The sequence below is a fragment of the Dictyobacter formicarum genome, assembly GCF_016587435.1.
In genome coordinates this window covers 52,320-67,532 of the sequence record NZ_BNJJ01000007.1, presented here as the reverse complement: position 1 = coordinate 67,532, position 15,213 = coordinate 52,320, and the positions used below count along the sequence as shown (strand labels likewise).

Genomic DNA, 15,213 nt, shown 5'->3' with positions numbered 1-15,213 from the left:
AAAAGAAAAATTTTTTTACCAATATTTAACTTAAGGTGTGTATAATAATTATAGATAGAGTTAAATTCAGGCTAAATAATCGTAGCAATTATTTCCCTATTGCGGTGTTTAGTGTAGATGCAAGCTGAAGTTTGCTAGAAGGAACAAACGAAAGGAGTAGATGAAATGTCCCAATATGCAATGCCTCATGATCAGGAAACCCGTGCTACTGATGTTGCCACACGCGACGCGCGACTGGCCATCCCTAATATGCAAGCTTTTGCATTTACGACGATCATTTGGGGTGCTGTTTTTGCCGGTTTTCTGATTCGTCCTTTTGTTGTTGGCATTGGATTACTCGCAGTTGTCGCTTTTTTTGGAGGCCTTGCTTTGTTTCTGGGTGGCATGAACGAGTCGGCCCGGGAGAATCCTGAAATGGGAACGTTCTTTGAATCCTATGGCGTGTTTCTCATTTCATTAGGCGCGCTGGTCGCTCCAACGTTTGGTATTGCCGCTTACCTTGGGGGCAATCTTAACGTTGCGGTGGGATTCCTATTCCTCACATGGACGGTTTTTAACGCTCTCTATATTGTGACGGCTGTAAGAACAAATCCGGTCTGGTTAAGCGTTTTAGGTTTGTTGTTTCTCGCGTCTCTTGGTGTAACCCTTGGATCATTGATAAGCGTTCCTGTGCTCTCATTAATTGGAGGATGGATCGCGATTGTCTCGGGATTGGTTGCCTGGTATGGGATGTTGTCGCGTTTACTAGAGACAGGGCCCGCGAAGATTGAATTACCACGCGGTGGTTTTCAGCACGCGCCCTAAGATCTGGGGAACGCAGGCGTCCCCACGTCCTTTTTAGTGTTGATGCAGAAGGTGCGCATTCGCGTACCTTCTGCATCAACACTAACGTGACCCCGGAGCATCAGAAGTGTGAAAACGCACGCTGACCGTTGGTGATGACCATACTCATTAGACACTCTCAACATGCGGATGCTAACCGGAACAGTGGTTCCACGAGGAGCGGATTCTGACGGCGCGGGAACCAGGTGAAGATCCATCCTTGACTTTTCATTCCAACATGGTGTATATTCCTTCACAAGGAGGAGCAGAAGACCGTCTTATGGCAGGGAAGAAAGCATTTCATCCACAGCAGGTTCTGGAAAAAGCTATGAACGCATTTTGGGAGCGAGGATACGAGGGGATATCGATCGAGGACCTCGTCCAGTGTACCGGCATTGGACGCGGGAGCCTCTACGATACCTTTGGCGACAAACACTCGTTGTATCTTGCTGCCCTCGATCGTTATATTCTCTCTGCCAGAGTACAAAGCAGCGCCTTGTTGGATCAAGGAGGAACACTGCAAGAGGTGCTGGAGCGCGTTTTCCAGGAGTATATTGACATCTTGCTGAGCGACCCGGCGCATCGTGGATGTTTTCTGGTGAATGCATCCTTAGAAATGGCTCCCCATGATCCAGACGTTTCTCAAAAAGTACAGGCGGCTTACGCGGATATTGAGGAGGCGTTCTATGCCATTCTTATCAAAGCACAGACTACAGGTGAGCTTGACTGGAAACGTGACCCTCATCAACTGGCCCGTTTCCTGCTGGGAACACTGGTGAGCATTCGTGTACTTGCACGTACCAATGCCGGTCGTGAGACACTCCAGGACATTGTGCGGACGGCATTATCCGTGTTTCACTGATTTTTTTGCATTGATGTTGGAATGATCATTCCAACGACAGCGCGCAAGTGATTACCTCTCTCATGAGAGAGACAACAGAAAGGGTATAAAGGAGATTTGTCATGAAATTGAAGAACAAGACGGCGCTGATCACCGGAGGAAATAGCGGCATATTGTTCTTTCTCTGTTACTCGATGAACATTTATGTCCCGGGTACGAGCAATACCTTCCCCTGTTTGCCTTTCTCTTCAGCTTGTCTGACCGCAGCAGCAACGTCATGAAGGGGGAATTTCAACGCTGCTGAGGTCTTCAGGATTCCTTCGCGCATGAGCTCAACGATTTCATTGAACAGATCCTGTTTCGCTGCAGCGTCAAGCCTCGGGAACCAATAGCCAAGCCAGAAGACTTCTAAAATGCGGCGACCTGCCAGAATGAAGCGTGGATCAGCACCAACGCGGATTGGTTCGCCGGTCAAGGAGCCATAGACCAGCATCCTGCCGTCATCTCCGAGGGATTGATATATCTGTGTTCCTGTTTCCCCAACCACCGGATCAATGGCATATTTGACACCCTCAGGCCCAACGATCTTTCGCACCTGTTCATCAATGGGTCCTTCTGTGGACACGATGACGGCGTCGGCTCCCAATTGTTTCAGTTCTTCTGCCGCTTCACGACGACGGACAACATTGATGGTGCGGATGCCATCGCGCCTGGCGAGCTTGATGATCATACGCCCTATTTCGGAACCGGCAGCTGATTGGAGCAGCCATTCGCCTCTAGGGACCGCTAGAAGGCGACGAACCATGATAATGGCTGATGCCGGGTTAATGAAAAAGGAGGCTGCCTGCTCATCGGATATATCATCTGGAACCGGAATTAAAAAGTCGCTGGGCAGAACGGCATACTCGGCCCAATTGCCGCCCGTCTTAGTATTAAGGGCTATGACACGCTGTCCAGGGACAAAGTTTTGCACCTGTGGCCCAAGAGCATCAACAATACCAACACCTTCAAATCCCGCCGGGGAAGGAAAACTCGGCTGAACGCCCGCGTAGTGTCCTCGTACAAACAAGAGGTCAGATGGATTGATGGGGCTGGCAAGAATACGTATGCGTACTTCCCCAGTGCCAGGTTCCGGTATCGGAACCTCTTGCATGCTAAGAACCTTTGCCGGGTCACCATATTGATTCAATCGAATTGCTTTCATCTTCAAATTTCCCTCCTATTCAATAGTCTGGTTTACTGTGTGGATGATAAGCATTCCCTTGTGAAACAGTCGTTGATCAATGAACAGAGAGCCTATACGACTTCCTTCTTCTGGTGACGTTGTTGATACGCGCGGGCTTTGGCACGACTTCCGCATATTTTCATCGAACACCATGTTCCTGAGCGATTCTTCGATACATCGTAGAACACGCGTTGACATCTATCGTTGTGACACACTTTGAGCCGGCTCCAACTTCCATTCGCCATGGCGGTGAAGACAATCCCAAACAATTTCGCAATCACTCCATCAACACCGGCGAGTTCGGATGTAAGGTTAGCCTGTCCATCTTGCTGGAATGAGAGCTGTAATGGCGCACGCTGGCTAAGATGATTGAGCGCGTCGATATGGATTGCCTCTACTCCATCCTCGGTATTCATATATAAGAGCCCCCGTATGGCTTCTCGCACTTCGATCATGCGGTGATAGTCACTCTGGGTCACAACTTGTTCTTCGGTCAACCAGTGCCGTTGCAGCAACCAGGCACGAAGTTGTTCTGGATTGCTCCATTCATCTGCACGCCTTCCAAAGCGTGTGTTAATACATTCTTGCAGGAGCCTGAGTGGTTCAGGGATCATAGTTGTTGCCTCTTATTTTTTTAAGATGGTTATCACCATTGTTTGTCACCAGTATAGCATGTTCATAGGGAAAAATAAAGCGCTAAAATATCTATAATTTACCATCAAAACAACTTGACAGGTTAGAATAGGTTGGCTATACTACGTTCCAATTGAATGAATACACGTTGAGGTGTGACATCTGAATGTATCCCATATTGTAATAAATGTGCTCTACCAGCAATTCCGGAGAGTGAGAGGATTATGACTTTTCCCACCCAGGCATCAACATCACGACAGGGGCTTCCCTATAAATGGATTGTTATTCTGGTCGTTGTCTTTGGGGCCTTTATGACCATTCTGGACCAGACTATTATCAATATTGCCTTACCACGTCTGCAAACGGCCTTTCATGCGCCGTTGAACATAGTGCAGTGGTCCATTACGGCCTACATCTTAACGCAAGGAGTGATGACACCGACCACGGCCTTTTTTGTTGATCGCATAGGTGGCAAGCGCTTCTATCTGCTGGCACTCGGCATTTTCACCATCGGTTCCGCGCTCTGCGGATTGGCCTGGAGCTTGCCAACCCTCATCATTTTCCGCATCCTACAAGGAGTGGGAGGGGCATTCCTCTATCCTGTCGCGATCACGTTGGTCTATCGCGAGTTTCCACCACAGCAGCGCGGTATTGCCTCGGCGGCGCTGGGCGTGGCGGCGTTGCTGGCCCCGGCCATCGGGCCAACCCTCGGCGGCTACCTGGTTACCTATTCAGACTGGCCTTATATCTTCTTTATCAATGTTCCACTGGGTATCATCGGTATTATTCTGGGGATCTGGCTCTTGCGTGAGATCCGTTCGGAGACACAGACACGTTTTGATCTCGCTGGCTTTTTGCTGGCCGCTTCCGGTCTGACAGCATTACTCTACGCGCTGTCCGATGCCAGCACAGATGGATGGGGGGCCCAGAAGATCGTGGGCTTGCTGGTTGTCAGTCTGCTGTTGCTGAGCGCTTTTGTGGTGACCGAACTCTGGCGCGCCAGGCGAAGCCGTACCGTCCTGCTCGATCTACGGCTCTTTGCCAACGGTCCGTTTCTCTTCAGCAACCTTGCCAGCGCACTGATCACCTTCGTTTTCTTTGGCGGACTCTTCCTGTTCCCGATCTACTTGCAAAACCTGCGTGGACTGAGCGCTCTTCAATCCGGTTTGCTGCTGCTCCCGCAAGCATTTGCCTCAATCTGCATGGCCCTGCTTGGGGGACGACTGGTTGATCGCTTTGGGGCACGGCCAGTCGTCATCCCAGGACTACTCATTATGACCTTCACCCTATGGCAGTGCGCAAATCTACAGCTTTCGACATCATTCTGGTGGCTCATCGTGCTCTACCTCCTGCGTGGAGTGGCATTGGGGCTGATTATTCAACCCTTAAACGCCTCGGCCTTGCAGGATATGCGTCCTCATCAGTTTGCGCAAGCCTCTTCGCTTTACACTGTCGTCCGCTTTGTTTCTACCTCATTGGGTATTGCAATTCTGGCTACATTGATACAATCGCAGGCGAAGACACATGCCAGCGAACTCATCAAGCAAGCGTTACGCAATCATAGCGGCAGTGGCGCTATGCGCCTCATCGAGAACCAGGCAATGATGCAGGCGCTTCAGGATGCCTTCTGGCTGAGCGTCGTTGTGGCTCTGGTTGGCGTGCTAGCCGGAGCTTTTATCCGCTCGCGCCGGGTCCATGATCTGAGCAAAGAAGAAGAGCTCACTTTACGCTCAGCCATGATGGTAGAGTAGGATCGTATAATTTGCTCTTTTGGTCAAGCGACGCCAGGCACCGACGCATCGTGTCTTTTTTCCTTGGTGCTTTTGCCTATATGGGCGCAAGGCTCGAATCTTGCGTGTGCGGCGCAAGATTCTATCCAAATTGCGCAAGAACATAGGCGATTGTATTTTCTCTCTGGGGTACTTTGATAGCAATAGAAACGTGTAGGGGGCAGATGGAAACAGGGACGCACTGCTTTCCATCTGCAACCATCGCTATATAGCTTGAAAGAAGGAAACAACAATGCCTGAGCAAAAAACCGCTATTGTGACCGGAGCTTCATCGGGGATCGGCCTTGAACTTACGAATACCTTACTTGCCCGGGGATATCAGGTCGTCGCCAACTCGCGCACTCTTACAAGTGCGGGCACACTGACCGCTTCTGATCGTCTCGCCCTCGTTGACGGTGATATTGCCGACCAGGAAACCGCCAAAAAAGTGGTAAAAACAGCCGTCCAACGGTTTGGCGGGGTTGATCTGCTCGTGAATAACGCCGGGATCTTTATCCCGAAACCCTTTACGGACTATACCATTCAGGATTTTGAGCGCCTGGTCAGGACGAACCTGCTTGGCTTCTTCTTTGTGACGCAATATGCCGTTGATCAGATGCAAAAACAGCATGAAGGGCATATTGTAAATATCACAACCACGCTGGCCGATCATCCTGTCGCAGGCGTTCCAGCATCCATTCCTCTTATAACCAAAGGTGGCTTAAACGCGGTGACAAAAGCGCTGGCCATTGAGTATGCGAGTGAAGGTATTCGCTTCAATGCTGTTGCGCCAGGCAACATTGAAACCCCTCTGCACAAAAACGATGATTATGATTTCCTCAGAAACATGCATCCGATCGCACGTATGGGGCAGGCATCTGAAATCGTAGATGCGATTATGTACTTGGACGCAGCAACCTTTGTAACCGGAGAAATTATCCACGTTGATGGAGGTGCACATGCAGGCAAATGGTGATCGAAACGGTTCGGGAAAGTATCGTGAGAGGCTAGATGCGCACTGAGCAAGAATATGTGGCTCTCCCGCAAGAATATGGGCGAATGCCCCGCTACGTTCGTGCTAGAGTAATGGCAGAAGCGCTTCTTCAAAACGGAAGACGCATAAAGAACATCAAAAGGTTGCAACAAAAGTATGCTAACAGAACGACAGACCACGCCGGTCCCTTCAGAGAATGGGGCTCTTCATGCTCTTGGGTTGACTGCCATCTGTTTCGGGTTCTTCATGGTTATTCTCGATACATCAGTCGTCAATGTGGCGCTCCCGGCTATGCAGCACGATCTGCATGGCTCGCTTGAGGGATTGCAATGGGTGGTCAACGGCTATACCCTGATCTTTGCGAGCTTGCTGCTCAGCGCGGGCACGCTCGGGGATCGACTTGGACATAAGCGCTCATTTCTTACGGGTTACCTGCTGTTTACAGGAGCATCGCTCCTCTGTAGCCTTGCTCCCTCGCTCAATATCTTGATAGCGGCGCGGGTGCTTCAGGGAGTGGGACCCGCTCTGCTGGTTCCGAGCTCTCTCGCTTTGATCACTCACGGTTTTCAAAACCCTGGTAAACGAGCCAGGGCAGTCGGTATCTGGGCAGGAAGTTCAGGCATCGGATTGGCAGGAGGTCCTGTTATCGGTGGGGCGCTTGTTGAAATGCTGGGGTGGCGCAGCATATTTCTGCTGAACGTGCCTCTTGGTCTTCTCGCTCTTGCTCTCACCATGCGTTTTGTCAGCGAGACGCCACGTACAACAGCGCAGAAACGCGATCTGTGGGGACAGGCATGCGTGATCGTTGCCCTTGCCACGCTGACCTATGCACTCATCGAGGGGCGAAGCCAGGGATGGATCTCTCCTCAGATCGTCGGCCTGTTTCTGCTGTGCATAGGAGCATCTGGCGGCTTCTTGCTCATCGAAACGAGACACAGCACGCCTATGCTTCCCCTGCACTTCTTCTCATCGACAGCCTTTAGCGTGCCAATACTGGTTGGGTGCATCCTCAACTTCGGCCTGTATGGTATCCTGTTTGTCCTTTCTTTGTTCTTTCAGGATATCTATCACTACCCGGCAGCCCTGGCGGGTGTTGCGCTGCTGCCGATCACCGTTGCAACAGGAAGTACAGCTTTGATCTCAGGAAGGATCACTGCACGCCTGGGCACGCGCCGACCAATGATCGGGGGACTGGCGGCAAGCTATCTTGGTACACTCTTGCTCCTGTTGGGTGAAACTGGCGGTGCTATCCTTTTGCTGACGGCCGGAGAAATCGCCATTGGCCTCGGCTGTGGTATGACGGTCCCTGCTATGACAACGGCTGTTCTTAATGCTGTTCCCCGGAGCCAGGTGGGTGTCACTTCAGCACTGCTGAATGCGAGCCGTCAACTGGGAGGTGTGCTCGGCGTTGCGATCTTAGGCTCAATACTTGGTTCTTTGAGTGAGAGGAGCGCGTTTCTTGCTGGTATGCATATCGCGCTGCTGCTTGTCGCGCTGCTGTTCCTGCTGGGCAGCGTGCTGACCTCAATCACTTAGTCCACAAAGAGCAATCCCTCTCATCGCTGCAGTGCTTTTCCTTGCACTGCTGGCTGCGGGTCGGGTTCTGACTCACGAAAATAAAAAGGAGAAACCTATGAAAAACCCTGTGTATTATCGCACCGTGCAGGTCGATGGCCTGTCCATTTTCTACCGGGAGGCCGGGCCGAAAGACGCCCCTACCCTGCTTTTGCTTCATGGACTACCATCCTCTTCGCGGATGTATGAGCCGCTTTTGTCGCGTCTGTCCGACTGCTATCACCTGATTGCCCCGGATTATCCGGGTTTCGGCCATAGCGATTGGCCAGATCGTAAGAAATTCGCTTACACCTTCGACAACATTGCGACCGTGATGGGACATTACTGTTTCGAGGTAGTTTATGTAACCGACTGAATGGATGAGAATGTTAGCAATAAAGAAGCCGTTATAGATCCGTTAGCTTTGTGCATCTGGGCGGGTGACCAGGATGATCAGCGCGATAAGCGCCAGTATGGCCATGATGGCGCTGAACGCGATACCTGCCACCTGCAATCCAAATATCTGTGCAGCCATGCCCACGCCGATGATCGGGATGGAGATTGCGACGTAGAGGACGACGAAGAAGCTCGATGCGATCTCGCCGCGTTGCGTGGAAGGGCTCCGGGCATTGATCTCAGCTAACCCGGCACGGAAACTCAGGCCCTGTCCGAGACCAGCAACCACAGCTCCAGTGACGAGGAGTGCCAACGAGTGCGCTTGTAGCCCGCTGGCGACCAGCACCAACCCGATAATAAGCCCGATACACCCCGCGGGGAGCGTGAGGCGCTGGGGGAAACGCTCAAGGAGAAGCTGGCCAACGGTGGAGGAGGCGAACACAGCGAACACGACCAGTCCCGTGAGCGCGTGGTTGGGGATGTGGAGCGTTTGGTTCAAGAACTCAGGTGCCACCGCTGTGAAGAGGCCGAGCACAGCAAACCCTACAAACCCGGGGATCGCCGCGTGGATAAACGTAGCTCGCACTTGGGCGGGTACGCGCAAGCGTTGCAGCCGTAACCGAACATTTGTCTTGACCTCGACCGGCTCAGGTATCATCAAAATACCTGCGATAGCAAGGACGAGCAGAATGAGGTTGATAATGAACACGAGCCGCAACGGCTGCACTGCATACTGCGCGAGCACTCCGGAGAGTAGTGGTCCAAGACCCAGGCCGCCCATATTTACGCCAGCGGCGATCAATGTTGCCTTGCGTTGTTCCTCCTGTGGAGCGAGATCCACGAGCGCGGCCGTCGCGGTGCCTGTAAATATTCCTGCCGACAAGCCGGAGAGCATACGACCCACGAACAGAAGGGTCAGGTCACCTGCGAACAGGAAGGCTAGCGCACTGGCTGCCGATAGCAGCAGGCCAGCCAGAAGTACCCAACGACGCCCAATCTCGTCTGAAAGCTGACCAAACAGGAGCAACGCCGCTATCACCCCAACTGCATAGGTCGCGAAGATCACCGTTACCAACAAGCTCGAAAAGCCAATCCCTTGCTGGTAAATCGGATAGAGCGGCGTGGGCAACGTCGTACCCATCATAGTTACTGCGAAGGCATAGGAGACCAACACAAAGCCAGGATGACGCCCGACAGGTGCTTTCAGGGCAATTTTCATCAATGAGTTTCCTTTCACATGCATGCGCGCTTCCGTAGGTGCCGGGCTTGCCCCGGCTTGGAGCGGACAGGAGACCCCGTGCCCGGGCGCGCCCGTTCCCCAAAACTGCAACGTAGCATCAAAAGGATACCGCCTGCAAACCCATCAATTTCATTGCCGCTTCTGTTGCGTTTTAATTCTCCTTCGATTTTCCCTGGCATATGAGCAAAAACTCAGCCCGCAGCGCATCGTTTTTTGCATATTCCCCACGCCAGAACATCGTATGTGTGAGTGGGCTGGTATCGCGCACACCACGCATCGCGACACAGAGATGATGAGCCTCAAGATAGACAGCCACTCCATGTGGTGCAAGCATCGTCTCGAAGGTGTTGACGATCTGCTCACCCAGGCGCTCCTGCACCGCGAAGCGTTTGGCAAACAGCCGGACCAGGCGCGTTAGTTTGGAGATGCCGATAATATGTTCATGTGGAATGTAACCCACATAGGCATGACCGAAAAAAGGCAGCGCGTGATGCTCACACAACGCATAAAATGGGATGGGTCCCTCGATTACCTGACCCAGCCGACAATCCGGTTCGCCACGACACTCGGTGTCAAACACCGTGAGGAGTTTCGGATCACCATCGTACCCCTCAGTTGCCTCAAACAGCGCCTGAAGAAAACGTCTCGGTGTCTCTTCGGTCGAGGGCGTATGGAGGTCCATACCAAAAGCTCCGAAGATTTCGCTAATGTAGCCCTCAAAGCGCTGCATCTGCTCTCGCGAAAGCTCGCGCTGGCGCAGTTCCATGGCCTGATCAATGTCCGACACTTCCCCATCGTACCTCTCTCGTTCAAACAATTCATTTCCTCCTTTTACGAGAAAATCGTGGCGAATTTTGGCTGCCACGTTTTCTTTCCTTAGTGCTCCTCAAGGCGTTTGAGCGCAACCTGCCCATTTGTGACACGCACATCGTAACGTGGCGCATTGACGACGGCGGGCCCTGTCAGCACACGTCCATCCGACATGCAGAAGCGCGAGCCATGCCAGGGACACTCGACCGTATTGCCAACGAGTGTTCCCTCGTCCAGGGGACCTCCAGCGTGTGGACAGGTCGCAGAAATGGCGGAGTATCGCTCACCCTGCCGCAGCAGGACCACCGGAACTCCAGCAACAGTGACCCGGTACAAGGTTTGCTCCTGCACATCAGCCGCTGCCATGACAACTTCGTAGTCCTCTCCCCCCGCTTCCCATGCCGTATGGTTGACACCGGTGCCCTTGCTAAAAACCATCTCGCCTCCTAGATAGCCCGCGTAGAAAACGCTTACCAGGCCCAGCAAACCCAGGATCGTCGCAGCAATTGTATCGCCTGGACCTGCGAGAAGACGGAGTACAAAGGAGAGAAGATAGAGAAGCAGTGCGAGGACATTAAAAAGGGCATGGTTGAGACCTATACGTCGCTCTGTGCCATAGGTATCGCTCCAATCGGTCAGGCCAGTAACCGCCGCCGCCAGGGCAGCAAGCAAGCCCACGATGAGAGTGACGAAAGCTCCAGAGGCCGCCCAGGTGGCATGAGAGATGAGCCAGATGATATCGAAAACAGCAGTTAATGCCCAGGCAGCAATCGGCACATCGGTAAGAACCGGGTGCAAAGGATGTCCCAGCCAGGTACCATTGAGAAAACTTTTTATCCGCCTTGGCGATTGGCGTTGTGTGCCGAGCATTTTTTGTAGGATGCTCTGGAGACCATCACTGAAGCGCTCCGCGAAAGGAGGAGGCGCTGAAGTGGCTGGAGTTTCGGACAACGGTTGAGGTGTATCGGACATGGTTTCTTCTCCTTCTGTAGTGGTTACATCATTTCTTCTTTGCACGACTCAGTTTACACACACAATTCAAAGAGATATGCCTTTTCTCTGTTTTTATACCATGGTTAGTCAAGAAAGTCAATGATTTATTTGACTTTCTTGACTAAGATAGGCTGCTCCTGATATAATAGAAGTTGCAGAGGAGGAAAAGATGTCCATTTTGCCCTTGAATCACCACTTTTTTGCGAGCACCCGCGGACGCATCGTTCTGCTACTCCGTCGCTCCAGTCATACGGTCGATGAACTTGCTCAGGACCTCGACCTGACGGATAACGCGGTACGCGCGCATCTAGCGACGCTTGAACGCGATGGCCTGGTGCGCCAGTCTGGTGCACGTCGTGGCAGCGGCAAGCCCGCGCTGGTGTATGCTTTGACCTCTGAGGCCGAGCAGCTTTTTCCAAAAGCGTACGCGTCGGTGCTGCAACAGTTGTTGGCTGTTCTCTCATCTTGCATGCCCACCGAGAAGGTGGAAGAAGTCATGCAGGAGACAGGGCGGCGTCTCGCCACGCAGTGGAATATTGCTCCGGGCGAGCTGCGCGCGCGGCTACAAGATGCAGTTGCTCTTCTGAATGAGTTGGGTGGGTTAGCAGAACTTGAAGAGGATGATGAAAGCTACATCATCCAGGGATACAGTTGTCCCCTGGCCGCCATTGTTCCCAACCACCCAGAGGTTTGCAAACTGGCGCAAGCGCTGCTCACCGAACTTATTTGCATGCCAGTTGCTGAGCAGTGCGAACAGAGCGGGGTTGCGCGCTGCCGATTTACCACAGCAAAAATCTAATCTTCAATCTGGAAAATGTATGTTTATTTTTGCCTCAGTTGCAATTTCCCACGATGTCCTGGCTCCCTTAGAGATGAGCTGCGAACAACTTGACATCTTCACCATCAGGGGGAAACGAAATGACACGCTCAAAGTGCAACCCCAACTTTTCCAGCAACCGTCCCGAGGCTTGATTATCGAGAGAGGTAATCGCCACAATACGCTTGAGGCCGAACGTTTCTTTCCCATACGCCAGGATAGCCGCAGCTGCCTCATAAGCATATCCTTGTTTCCTGAAGTCTGGCAAAAAAGCAAAACCAATATCTACATCCTCTAAAAAGTCCCGTTTGATCAGCCCACACACTCCAATTGGGACCGCGCTCTCCTTCAACTCGGTCAGATAGAGACCAAAGCCCATGCGGGCATACATAGCAAGGGTACTTTCTAAAAGATAGACACGAGCATCCTCAAGTGTCCTCACCCCGAAGTCGCCAATAAACTGCAACCACGCAGGATCATTCAACTCAGTGTTTTTTTGACGAAAGAATACGACGTACCATATAACTGATAGAAGGCCAATGAGTTCGCTGAGTTGACACCACGACCCTTGAGTATGAATGGACCCGATTACAATGCCCATTGTAGTCGGGTCCATTCATACTCAAGTGATTAATCTTCCTTTTGGTCAATGGACAGAAAATGCCTGGTCATCCCGAGTCCTTCAGGTGTCCTCCCTGTTTCTTCAATCTGCGCCCTTCTCGCTTTCTACTCGAAAAAACCGGACTCCGCAATAATCTCTTGTGAGGGGAGGAAGGTGGCATCAACGACGGATTGACCTGTGCGCTGAAGATAGTGCTGGACGACGTGATAGCCAATGGCGTATCCTGCGAAATCGGGTACTCCAACCTTTGGCAACCCCGAAGAGGCGGCAATCGTATCGCCAAAGATATAGCCACGCACAGCATTGAATCCGCTCACATCGAGCACTCCACTGATCACGTGCCGGGCTGTGACCAGTTCCTCCTCGTTGAAATCGGTGACAAAGTAGCCGACCAGTTCCTCACCAAAGAGTTCGGCGGCAAAAGATTCTGCCAGTCCTTCTGCGATGATGTAATCGGCGAGCGTGATGCTCATAGGATGAAAGGGGAAGAGCTTGAAACGAACATTGTGGTTGAGCTCATGAGCCAATGCAGGCCCTACGCGGGGCAGCGTATATTCGTCGATCAGGCTGAGCGTGACCATAAGGAAGCCTGGACAGCCAAATCCCGCATAGCCTCGACCGGGCATATTGCTATTATGCTTCGTGAGAACGACAGCACAGCTGATGTTGTCCAGCGCAATGCGATCAGCGTAGGGGGCGAATGCAGCCACGCCTTGTTCAAGTGCAGCCGCGGGCCTCTGCCATGCCCCATCATCGGTCAAACGCCTGACCATCTCTTCTATGATGGGACGCTGCTCGCCGTCGAAATCTTCTGGCGTATAGAGGGTCCACATTTTCGCCCAAGCCAGGGGATCGTCGCCCCCGCCATAAATACGCATCATGCCTTCAAAGGGGGCCAGCAGTTCCTGTCGATACATGGCCTCGCGTTCCTGCGCGCTGGCACTGTTAAGCAAACGCCGATAGATAGACTCGACATCTATGATCTGCAATTTCATCTGGTATTCCTTTCGAGCTTTCGCGACATAACGCTGGTTTGTTGACTCCAGATTCTGGCTCATTTTAAGCCCATCAAAAAGTAGTCAACTGAACTCATATTGTTCAGGATGTTCACTCGCAATTGCGTGCGATTTTCCGAGTCAACAAACCAGCGATAAGAGTTACTGGGAAGAGTCTAACCCATGACGTAACGTCATATGCAAGCCCATTTCACGCTTTGTGGGTTCGACTTCTCTCTGTCTGTGAGCAGGGCTTTCGGGATGGGGAAACGATGTCTGGCAATGGCGCGATGGCTCATCCATCTCCACATGCAATGCTCACCCAATGATCCTACTGGCCGTCCAGAGAATTGCGTATGACGCTACGTCATACCGTATACTTTCGAATGAAAGGAGAAAACGCGTGGATCGCAAACACTATACGACCAGTCAATTTGCGCAGAAGGCTGCAGTAACAGCACGGACCTTACGTTTTTATGACAAAGTGGGTCTGCTCTCCCCCTCTGAGTATACCGAGGCAGGACACCGACTGTACTCAGATGAGGATCTGTGGAGTTTGCAGCAGATTCTAGCGTTGAAACTTCTGGGTTTCTCTCTCCAAGAGATCAAAGTGTGTCTGCAAAAGAATCCAGAACATTTACAAAAGGCACTGGTGATGCAGAAGGCGATGCTGCGGGAGAAGCGCAACCAACTGGATGCGGTCCTTCGGGTCATCGAGAAAGCTGAAGGATTGTTAAAAAGGAACCAGAGAGATTGGGAATCAATTCTTATCGATGTGATCCAGGTGATGCATACGGAACAGGATAAAGCGTGGGTGAAGAAATATCTCACTGAGGAACAACAACAGAAGTTGGCTGAAATCTCTCAGAAATCGTACAGCCCTGAAACAGCGCAGAAACTGGCAGTATGGGGAGAGAACTGGACCGAGGAGGATCAGCAACGTGCAAGTCAGCAATGGGATGCAGTGTTCGCGGAACTGAGGAGGCTGGTTGCGGAGAGGAAAGATCCAACCAGTGTGGAAGGCCAGGCTCTGGCGAAGCAGCACAGTGAACTGATCAAGCAATTGACTCGGGGTGATGCGGATGTCGAGGCAGGTGTGAAACAATGGTGGAAGAACTATGAGGAGCTTCCCCTGGAGGAGAAGCCGTTCCCAATGTATCACTTTAGTAAGGAGGAAAAAGCGTTTCTGCAGAAAGCGCTGGTGTACTACAAGCGCAGCAATGGGATGCAGTGTTCGCAGAACTAGCGTCATTCTGACAGTTGGGCACCGTAGTACCATATAACTTTTGTTATATGGTATCAACGCGAGAAATGAGTGAAGCCTGTTGACAACTAACAAGCTTCACTGGCCGATATGCCGTGGCTGTGGCGTGGCTCCGGTGGCGTCCAGTGACGGTGCCGATCTGCAAGAATGCTTTGTATTTGATCTTCGGGAAGGTGCTGACCTTTCACGCCCACAATAGCGAGCCGCCGTTCGGGAATGTTGATTTCAATCAATTCTC

13 protein-coding genes and 2 pseudogenes are annotated in these 15,213 nt (G+C 52.0%); 8 read left to right on the top strand and 7 right to left on the bottom strand.

Translation table 11 applies throughout. The features are described 5' to 3' along the window. Positions 1-165: 165 nt before the first annotated feature. Together JMI88_RS13505 and JMI88_RS13500 are read left to right on the top strand one after the other, a co-directional pair. The gene (locus JMI88_RS13505; protein WP_201362389.1) at positions 166-804 is read left to right on the top strand and encodes an acetate uptake transporter family protein; all 639 of its coding nucleotides are present in this window, start codon (positions 166-168) and stop codon (positions 802-804) included. 298 nt (positions 805-1,102) lie between these two features. Next, entirely contained in the window at positions 1,103-1,684 is a 582-nt protein-coding gene (locus JMI88_RS13500) for a TetR/AcrR family transcriptional regulator (RefSeq protein WP_201362388.1), read from the top strand. A 181-nt stretch (positions 1,685-1,865) separates the two neighbouring features. Here the strand turns inward: JMI88_RS13500 and JMI88_RS13495 are convergent, their stop codons facing one another. After that, positions 1,866-2,867, bottom strand: coding sequence for a zinc-dependent alcohol dehydrogenase family protein (locus JMI88_RS13495; RefSeq protein ID WP_201362387.1), 1,002 nt, complete (start codon positions 2,865-2,867; stop codon positions 1,866-1,868). 92 nt (positions 2,868-2,959) lie between these two features. After that, on the bottom strand, positions 2,960-3,502 hold the full coding sequence (locus tag JMI88_RS13490) for a CGNR zinc finger domain-containing protein (RefSeq protein WP_201362386.1): 543 nt from the start codon (positions 3,500-3,502) through the stop codon (positions 2,960-2,962). Positions 3,503-3,745: 243 nt separating this feature from the next. Between JMI88_RS13490 and JMI88_RS13485 the strand changes: the two genes are divergently transcribed. The 4 genes and pseudogenes from JMI88_RS13485 to JMI88_RS13470 form a co-directional block, all read left to right on the top strand. Next, positions 3,746-5,272 (top strand): MDR family MFS transporter, encoded by a 1,527-nt coding sequence (locus JMI88_RS13485; RefSeq protein WP_201362385.1) that lies wholly within the window; start codon positions 3,746-3,748, stop codon positions 5,270-5,272. A gap of 271 nt (positions 5,273-5,543) precedes the next feature. Continuing rightward, positions 5,544-6,266, top strand: a complete 723-nt coding sequence (locus JMI88_RS13480; protein WP_201362384.1) for an SDR family NAD(P)-dependent oxidoreductase — start codon at positions 5,544-5,546, stop codon at positions 6,264-6,266. Positions 6,267-6,440: 174 nt separating this feature from the next. Further along, positions 6,441-7,820, top strand: a complete 1,380-nt coding sequence (locus tag JMI88_RS13475) for an MFS transporter (RefSeq protein WP_201362383.1) — start codon at positions 6,441-6,443, stop codon at positions 7,818-7,820. Positions 7,821-7,917: 97 nt separating this feature from the next. Further along, positions 7,918-8,184: pseudogene (locus JMI88_RS13470) on the top strand (alpha/beta fold hydrolase); the annotation flags it as partial. A gap of 72 nt (positions 8,185-8,256) precedes the next feature. Here the strand turns inward: JMI88_RS13470 and JMI88_RS13465 are convergent. The 3 genes from JMI88_RS13465 to JMI88_RS13455 all read right to left on the bottom strand — a co-directional run bounded on the left by JMI88_RS13465 (position 8,257) and on the right by JMI88_RS13455 (position 11,256). Beyond that, positions 8,257-9,477 (bottom strand): MFS transporter, encoded by a 1,221-nt coding sequence (locus tag JMI88_RS13465; RefSeq protein ID WP_236022914.1) that lies wholly within the window; start codon positions 9,475-9,477, stop codon positions 8,257-8,259. 148 nt (positions 9,478-9,625) lie between these two features. Next, positions 9,626-10,339, bottom strand: coding sequence for a GTP cyclohydrolase I (folE, locus tag JMI88_RS13460; protein ID WP_201362381.1), 714 nt, complete (start codon positions 10,337-10,339; stop codon positions 9,626-9,628). A gap of 11 nt (positions 10,340-10,350) precedes the next feature. Next, positions 10,351-11,256, bottom strand: coding sequence for a Rieske (2Fe-2S) protein (locus JMI88_RS13455; protein ID WP_201362380.1), 906 nt, complete (start codon positions 11,254-11,256; stop codon positions 10,351-10,353). A 190-nt stretch (positions 11,257-11,446) separates the two neighbouring features. Between JMI88_RS13455 and JMI88_RS13450 the strand changes: the two genes are divergently transcribed. Next, complete coding sequence (locus tag JMI88_RS13450; protein ID WP_201362379.1) at positions 11,447-12,076, top strand: helix-turn-helix transcriptional regulator; 630 nt, start codon at positions 11,447-11,449, stop codon at positions 12,074-12,076. Positions 12,077-12,143: 67 nt separating this feature from the next. On the opposite strand, the pseudogene JMI88_RS13445 reads toward JMI88_RS13450, so the two are convergent. Both JMI88_RS13445 and JMI88_RS13440 read right to left on the bottom strand, forming a co-directional pair. Beyond that, positions 12,144-12,578 (bottom strand): annotated as a pseudogene (locus JMI88_RS13445) (GNAT family N-acetyltransferase); the annotation flags it as partial. 242 nt (positions 12,579-12,820) lie between these two features. Then, positions 12,821-13,711 carry a DUF2268 domain-containing putative Zn-dependent protease gene (locus JMI88_RS13440; protein WP_201362377.1) on the bottom strand — a complete coding sequence of 297 codons (891 nt, stop codon included), beginning with the start codon at positions 13,709-13,711 and terminating at the stop codon, positions 12,821-12,823. Positions 13,712-14,114: 403 nt separating this feature from the next. Here JMI88_RS13440 and JMI88_RS13435 point away from each other — a divergent pair, with 403 nt between their 5' ends. Beyond that, positions 14,115-14,957 (top strand): MerR family transcriptional regulator, encoded by an 843-nt coding sequence (locus tag JMI88_RS13435; RefSeq protein WP_201362376.1) that lies wholly within the window; start codon positions 14,115-14,117, stop codon positions 14,955-14,957. The last annotated feature ends 256 nt before the right edge of the window (positions 14,958-15,213 follow it).

Coding starts and splice junctions, on each gene's coding strand:
- JMI88_RS13495 (WP_201362387.1), bottom strand. CDS start 2,867: ATGAAAGCAATTCGATTGAATCAATATGGTGACCCGGCAAAGGTTCTT.
- JMI88_RS13505 (WP_201362389.1), top strand. CDS start 166: ATGTCCCAATATGCAATGCCTCATGATCAGGAAACCCGTGCTACTGAT.
- JMI88_RS13465 (WP_236022914.1), bottom strand. CDS start 9,477: ATGCATGTGAAAGGAAACTCATTGATGAAAATTGCCCTGAAAGCACCT.
- JMI88_RS13490 (WP_201362386.1), bottom strand. CDS start 3,502: ATGATCCCTGAACCACTCAGGCTCCTGCAAGAATGTATTAACACACGC.
- JMI88_RS13450 (WP_201362379.1), top strand. CDS start 11,447: ATGTCCATTTTGCCCTTGAATCACCACTTTTTTGCGAGCACCCGCGGA.
- JMI88_RS13440 (WP_201362377.1), bottom strand. CDS start 13,711: ATGAAATTGCAGATCATAGATGTCGAGTCTATCTATCGGCGTTTGCTT.
- JMI88_RS13475 (WP_201362383.1), top strand. CDS start 6,441: ATGCTAACAGAACGACAGACCACGCCGGTCCCTTCAGAGAATGGGGCT.
- JMI88_RS13500 (WP_201362388.1), top strand. CDS start 1,103: ATGGCAGGGAAGAAAGCATTTCATCCACAGCAGGTTCTGGAAAAAGCT.
- JMI88_RS13480 (WP_201362384.1), top strand. CDS start 5,544: ATGCCTGAGCAAAAAACCGCTATTGTGACCGGAGCTTCATCGGGGATC.
- JMI88_RS13485 (WP_201362385.1), top strand. CDS start 3,746: ATGACTTTTCCCACCCAGGCATCAACATCACGACAGGGGCTTCCCTAT.
- JMI88_RS13455 (WP_201362380.1), bottom strand. CDS start 11,256: ATGTCCGATACACCTCAACCGTTGTCCGAAACTCCAGCCACTTCAGCG.